Origin of the sequence: Peptoniphilus sp. oral taxon 386 str. F0131 (assembly GCF_000090945.1) — a bacterium.
Taxonomy (GTDB): Bacteria; Bacillota; Clostridia; order Tissierellales; family Peptoniphilaceae; genus Anaerosphaera; species Anaerosphaera mikwangii.
Genome location: NZ_GL349422.1, coordinates 458,618 through 465,704, shown reverse-complemented (window position 1 = coordinate 465,704; position 7,087 = coordinate 458,618). Strand labels below are relative to the sequence as shown.

Here is a 7,087-nt window from a genome sequence, read left to right as displayed (position 1 = left end):
ACAGTCTGCTATCATACCTTTAGAAGTAAAGTTTTCTTCTATAAATTCACTGATTAACTTTATTCTCTCCTGTTCATTTAATTCTCTTGGCAGTTCAAAGAGTAGATTTCTTGCAAGTTGTGAATTTTTACTTTTTTCGATTTTCTCAACTTCATTCCATAGGTATTCTCTGTTTGAAAATTCTTTCGGGACACGTTCCGGCAGAAATATTTTTGAAAATACAAGGTCTGTTTTTTTAGAATAGTCATGTGTTTTTCCATAGTATTCATCTTGTAATTTATCTCTTGCATTGTATGCAGCTTTTGCAATTACGCTTGCTCCTTTTGCCCCTGTAACGATATCTACATGAGTATGCAAACTTTTAATCTCCATTCTTTTCGCTCCTTTTGATTTATGATTTTTGTATTTTCGGTCATAAGAAAAGCAGATAGATTTTCTTTGACAATTTTCTATCTGCTAATCTTTGTCTGATATTTAGTTTTCATATTTTAGTATCCTTATTATGAGAGGTATCTTCGCTCCCTTTTTCAAAGGGCGCAAAGATACACCGACTACATTCGGTGCTTTGCGTTCCTGCGGAAAGCTATACGCTCCGCTAAGGAAACAAAAACGCTAAAGCATTTTTATTTGTTCAAGGGGGCTACTCCCCCTTAAACCCCTGTGAACTTTGCTCCATCTCAATCCCTAATACATTTTTGTCTTTTCTATTCTTCATCTTCCGGTTCTTCAAAATCATCATTTACGTTTTCTTCTTCAAGATTTTGATTTTCTTCTAATGAGATTTCTTTTTCTCTTAAATGAATTTCTGTAAGCTCTTTTAGCTTTTCTCTATTTTGATTATCAGAAAGTACATAATCTAAAAAGGCATAGATTAAATCGTTATTTGTATCTTCTTGCCTACCTGTAATTTCTCTTTCAAAGGCTTCAAATACTCCACCTTTTTGTACCTTTCTTTTTGTTTCAGCATTCCTTTTAAGTTTGTTTATCTTTTGATTGAGTAACTTCGCTCTGTTCTGTGCCTTTTCTATTCTGTCGTTTTCTTTTTTTAATTGATCAATCGCTTTTTCTAACTCTTTCATTTTTCATTCCTCCGTTTCAATATTGTTGCATTCCAAATAAAGAAAGGCTAAGCACCTTTTTTAGATACTTAACCTTTCCCATCTCTTTAGAATTTATCTTCTAAAAGTTTTCTTAGTTTTTCTAAAATCTTATCCCTCCTTTTTCCGATTGCTTGATAGCTTACTTTTTCTTTTTTGCCAATCGACCTTAGACTTTCTTCTTTGTAGAAAATGGCTTCTATCAGCTCTCTTTCTTTTTTTGTGAGTGTAGCTCATGCCTTGTTTAATTCTTCAATCTGCATTTTGACCTCTACAATTTTTTCTAAGTCTACTCTTTCATCTATGATGTTATCTACAAAGTGTCCGTCATAATCCATTGCTGAAAATGGAATCACGTCATACTTCCAATCCTTTCTCTGAAGATATTTTTCATGCTCTGTTATCTTCCAGTAGGCTTTATATACTTCTTCACTGACAGGTACAGCTTTTCCTTTGACATAAATGAAATATTCTCTTTTATCTTTATCCACCCAGTATTCCTCCTTTTCTGTTCTCTGATTTTGCTTTTTGAGAACAAAAAAGGAGGACTTCTACACTTTGGCGTAAAATGTCCTCTTAGGTTAAAAACTAATACTTTATATGATTTTCTACTTTGTTGGTTTTGATAAAATGATATTGCTATGTGTAAGCAATTACAAACATAAAAAAGGATAAATATATCTTATGTGAATAACAGAATTTAGTGTTTCCATTATTTATCCCTCCATTACTTAGCTACATATTTTTCCTCCTGAATAAATCTTTTATAAACTTTAAATGCCATCTTTTTTGCATTTATCATTAGCAAATTTTATTTTCCTAACTACGATAACAGCTAAACCAAATGACAAAACATCTGCCACTGGTTGAAGCAAATATATTCCAAATTGCCCAAAGATATTTGATAAAATATATAATAACGGAATATAAAATATTCCTTGTCGTGAAATTGAAATTATTGATGCCCAAAAATATTGTCCAATATTTTGCATTAGCATACTACTAATCGCAAAGTATCCTAAAAGTGGCATTGTAATACATTGCATACGCAGTATCTCTGCACCGACTAAAATAACTTCATTATCATTTGACATTGTTTTAATAAGTGGTTCAGAAAAAACATATAACAAAATAGCCGCTATAATTAAAAATAAAGTACCTCCTATTACTGCAAATTTAAAAGCCTTTTTGACTCTATCATATTGCTTTGCCCCGTAATTCATCGCACAGATAGGTTGAAAACCCTGACCCCAGCCTATCATTATCATATATGCTAATGCTAATATCCTTGAGCTTATTGTTAATGCTGCTATAACACCATCACCGTATTTTGCGGCTACAACATTCAGTAAAATTAAAGCGATACTTGTAATAGATTGTCTTGAAAAATTAGGCATTCCTCCTGCCAAAATATGATATACTCTATCTTTATTTATCCTTGCTTTTTTTAAGTCAACAGCAATATTTCCATTTTTTTCTGATAAATTCGTTAATACGATGCAGCCTGTAATTTGTCCTATCAATGTTGCATATCCGGCTCCAATAAAGCCGAATTTAAACCCAAACATCAATACAGGATCCAGAACCATATTGACAACCATTCCTATCAATAATCCTATCATTCCATCTTTCACATTCCCACAAAGTCTTAATTGATTGTAAAGCGTAATAGAATAAAGACCAAACGGAATGCTGATAATAATTACCTTTAGATACTCTACTGTGAAATTCAACAAGTTTTCAGAAGCACTTCCACCTATAAATTTTGACAGCGGTAAAACAAAAAACCATGATAAAATAGCTATTAAAATACCAATGACAATAGCAAAGAGAATTCCAATAGACGATATAATTTCTGCTTCCTTTTCTTCATTTTCTCCAATCTTTTTTGACATTATGTTTCCACTTCCATACCCAAACCAAAATCCAATAGCTTGAATAAAACTCATAAAGCTAAACACAATACCGATAGCAGCTGTCATGGATTTATTATTTAAAATACCGACAAAAAATGTATCAGTCAGATTATAAATTACCATGACGAGCATACCTATAATGGTAGGAATAGAAGTTTTCACTAATAATGGTAGAAGAGCATCGTTTAAAATAGCTTTTCTTCTAAATTCTTTTTTATTATTACTTGAGTTCATGCTACAAACCTCTAACTACACCTTTATTACCGTCTACTTGAATCATATCCCCATCTTTATATTTTGTAGTTGCAAAGCCCACGCCAAGCACTGCCGGAATATTAAACTCCCTTGCAACAATTGCAGCATGGCTTAATGCCGCTCCCGTATCAGCCACAACTGCACTTGCCAGCTTAAATAACGGTGTCCACTCCGGATCAGTGAGATGGCAAACTAAAATATCGCCTTTTTGCATCTTATAAAATTCTTTCGGACTATTTATTATGCACACTTTTCCGGCTGTAATACCGGCACTTCCACTTACCCCCTTTAGAACATCACCATTTGTTTCAAAAATTAACAATTTTGATGCATCCCATACTTTTATTGCTAAAGGAAATTTTTCATTTCTCCTATTTATTTTTTCCTTATCCGATTCATTTAAGCTGCCCCTATTCATCACCTCCAAAAGTTCTTTATGAAACAGATTTGCAATCCCAACTTCATAATCTTCACTGCCAAGAAGAATGTAGTTTATTCTTTTGACACATTGTCTTACATAATAAAATAAGGTTTCCCAGATATATTGGCTTTCTTCACGAACCACATGAAAATATCTGAAATATTCTATTTGTTTTTCTATATCTTGATACTTGTTTCCATAAATTTCTTTTAGCCTTATCATTAACTTGGAAAAATCTTTCCCTTGCTTAATCTCATCACTATTTTCATCCGTATTTAATATAGGTCTTAATATATTTATTAGCCTATCAGGATCTTCAATAAATGTTTTTGCAGATAAACAATAGCAATTATAATCAGATTTAAATCCGTTATCTCGCATAAACTTATCTGTTATATCTCTAAAGTCATCATAATTTTCATATAATTCTTTATAACTTTCTCCGGATATAATAGCTCTTTTTAAAGATTCATTTTTTCTTATCTCACAAGCCATTTTATAAATATCATTTGTAACTGCTGATGTTTTGTTATCCAAATTCCAATAAAAATCAAATGATGAATAATTAGCATTTGCTTTTTTGATTATTTTAGTGAATTTTTTATCGTTTAAAACAGATGGGAATAAAGCGTATTTGAATCTGTCATAAGCCAATTTTTGTAAAAGAATGTAGCTATCTTCCATAAAATTTTTGTATTCTTCTAATGTCATGTTTTCAAAATTTAAATGCTTAATTTTTTCTATTTTAGACTCATATATTTTCATAAAATCTTTGCACTTATGATAGCAACCATTAAAATCTTTCATATTTTTTAAAATCTTAAAAAACTTAAATATATTTTTATTGATTCGCTTACCTGCGTCAGAAAAAGTTTGTATTCCATCATCATCTATAATTGGATTTCTTGGTAAAACAATTCCGCCTTCTAATAAAATATTAACTTTCTGATCATTTATTGCTGCCAGATAGTCGAAGTCAAGCGCTCTATGTGCAAAAGGCATTTTTTCTAAAAAAAATGACATCACTTCTCGTGTACTTCTATTGATTTTTTTACCCTTTGTATATTTTTGTACTAAATTATCTTCAGATATGTGATTGATAGAACTTTTCAAAGTAGTAATAGCTCTTGCCTGTAAAATATATACTTCATCATCTTTAATTGCCCACTCAATATCCATTGGCATTTTATAATGCTTTTCAATTTTCAAACCAGACTTTATTAGCTCTGATATTTCCGTATCATTTAATGCTCGTTTTTTTCGATCATTGTCATCTACCTTCACCTCTACCGTGTTTTTCTCTCCATATATAATCTGTGTTTCCTTGCTTCCAATAGCTACTTCAATAATTTCTCCATTTTTGTCAACAATATAGCTGTCTGCTGTAACTCTTCCGCTTACAACACTCTCTCCTAAACCATAACTCGCATTGATTTGCATCTCATTTTCTTTTTTGCTTACCGGATTCACAGTAAACAAAACACCTGCTTTTTCGCTTTCTACCATTTCCTGAATAATAACAGCAATCGAAACGGAGCTTTGGCCATAACCTTGATGTAATCTATAGCTCACAGCTCTGTTACCCCATAAAGAAGCGTAACAACTACGCACCTGTTCTAATACATCATCTAAGCCTCGTACATTTAAATAAGTTTCCTGTTGCCCTGCAAAACTTGCATCCGGCAAATCTTCTGCTGTTGCAGATGAACGCACAGCAACTCTTACATTATCTCCAAGATTAAAATATTTTTCTCTTATTGCATTCTCAAGTAGTGTAGGAAATTTACCGGACTTTATCTTTGTTCTAAAATCATCAGCTACATTTAATAGAACTTTTTCATCATTCCCTGATTTTTTAATTTCATTTTCAATAAAAATATCAATGCTGTTTTCCTTTAAAAAATCTCTATAGTCATCTGCTGTAATTACAAATCCTCTTGGAACATTTATTTTTGCAGAGGTCATTTCCCCAAGATTGGCACCTTTCCCTCCTGCAATTAACACATCTTCCTTTTTTATCTCATCAAAATTCAGTATCATAATGTTCTCCCTTTTTAAACTATATTTCTACATACCTGCTAACAATACTCTCTATGTAGATATGTAGTACTTCCTCAAATGTATCTTCATTGAAATGAATATAATTTGAACATAGAACAAAACTACCAACAAAAGCATTGGATAATCCTTGCTTGTCCACAGTTTTTACTGCATTATTTTTGTACCAATAGTCTATTAACCTATCTACAAAATCTCCATAAAGATTTTCTACTCTGTTTACTTTCTTTGAATCTTGACTTGCAAATATTTTAAATGCCTCTTGATAAATAGGCTGCGTTTTAATCTTCAGGATAATATCTATGGCATACTTATAAATCACATCTGAAAGAAATTTTTTAGGATTTGTTAATGAATTTGAGAATTCTTTTTCTATGTCATTCAATTTCTGTATGGATCTATATGCCATTAAATCAATAATGAGAGATTCTTTGTCCTTCCAAAAATTATAGAAGCTTCCTTGAGCTATCCCTACTCTTTTTGTCAGTTCTGAAATACTAAGGGATTTTTCCCCTTTTTCATGAAACAAATCAAGAGCTGTTTCCATAATATCTTCTTTTATTTTAATCTTCTCTTCTTCTGTAAATGCTTTTGCCATTTTAAGCCTCCAAATATTATAAATGCATCTATGAATTTTCCGTTTTTTATTCATAGATATCATAGCACCAGCAAACATAAAAGTCAATGAATATTTTATTTTTTATTCATTGACTCCTGAGATATATTATTCAATTAAAATGTTCTGCATTTCACATACCGGTATCCCCGCTCTTTTCAAAACCTTTAACTTATCCTGTTTTTTCTTTTCTCTCCTTGCCTTATATCTGTCCTCATATTCTTTTTGCTTGCCGTTTGCTTTACGTTTCAAGTAGTTTTGATGAAGCCTGTCTTTTCTTACCCGTTCTTTTTCTTCCTCCTCCCTTAATTTCTGCATTTCTTCTTCGGATAATTCTTCTTTCGGCGGTTCATAGTTCCCGATAAAGTTGAAGTAGATTTCTACTTTCTGATTGGCGGTTTGACTGCCTTTTCGATCTCGTTCGTGTATTAAGATTTTTTCTACAAACTCGTTGATGATGGTCGGTGTCAGTTCATCAAAGTTATCATAGCGTTCAATCAACCGGATAAACTTTTTGGCTCTGTTGGTTTCTTTTTCGTATCGCTTGATGGCTTTTTCCAACCCATCGATTTCTTTGCTGAGTTCTCTTTGCTCTGTTTCATACTGATTATTTAAGATTTCATATCGGGTATTCGGTATCTTCTCCAATATCATATCTTCGTATATCCGACACATTAAACGTTCCAGTTCCTGAAGCCTGTTTGTACTATCTGTGAGCCTTGTT

At 32.0% G+C, this 7,087-nt stretch carries 6 protein-coding genes and 1 pseudogene; all 7 read right to left on the bottom strand.

The window, feature by feature from the left end:
* The coding region (locus HMPREF0629_RS02250) for a MobA/MobL family protein (protein WP_009221752.1) at positions 1-372 on the bottom strand (372 nt) is incomplete at its 3' end.
* Positions 373-704: 332 nt separating this feature from the next.
* Positions 705-1,079: a hypothetical protein gene (locus HMPREF0629_RS02245; protein WP_009221751.1), complete on the bottom strand. Its 375-nt coding sequence runs from the start codon at positions 1,077-1,079 to the stop codon at positions 705-707.
* 86 nt (positions 1,080-1,165) lie between these two features.
* Positions 1,166-1,588 (bottom strand): annotated as a pseudogene (locus HMPREF0629_RS02240) (sigma-70 family RNA polymerase sigma factor).
* A 282-nt stretch (positions 1,589-1,870) separates the two neighbouring features.
* A complete protein-coding gene (locus HMPREF0629_RS02235) occupies positions 1,871-3,247 on the bottom strand; it encodes an MATE family efflux transporter (protein WP_009221750.1) in 1,377 nt (458 codons plus the stop codon).
* Position 3,248: 1 nt separating this feature from the next.
* Positions 3,249-5,729, bottom strand: coding sequence for a PEP/pyruvate-binding domain-containing protein (locus HMPREF0629_RS02230; RefSeq protein ID WP_009221749.1), 2,481 nt, complete (start codon positions 5,727-5,729; stop codon positions 3,249-3,251).
* Between the two features lie 19 nt (positions 5,730-5,748).
* Positions 5,749-6,345, bottom strand: a complete 597-nt coding sequence (locus HMPREF0629_RS02225) for a TetR/AcrR family transcriptional regulator (RefSeq protein ID WP_009221748.1) — start codon at positions 6,343-6,345, stop codon at positions 5,749-5,751.
* Positions 6,346-6,471: 126 nt separating this feature from the next.
* On the bottom strand, positions 6,472-7,087 hold a 616-nt coding region (locus tag HMPREF0629_RS02220), incomplete at its 5' end, for a DUF4368 domain-containing protein (RefSeq protein WP_039856806.1).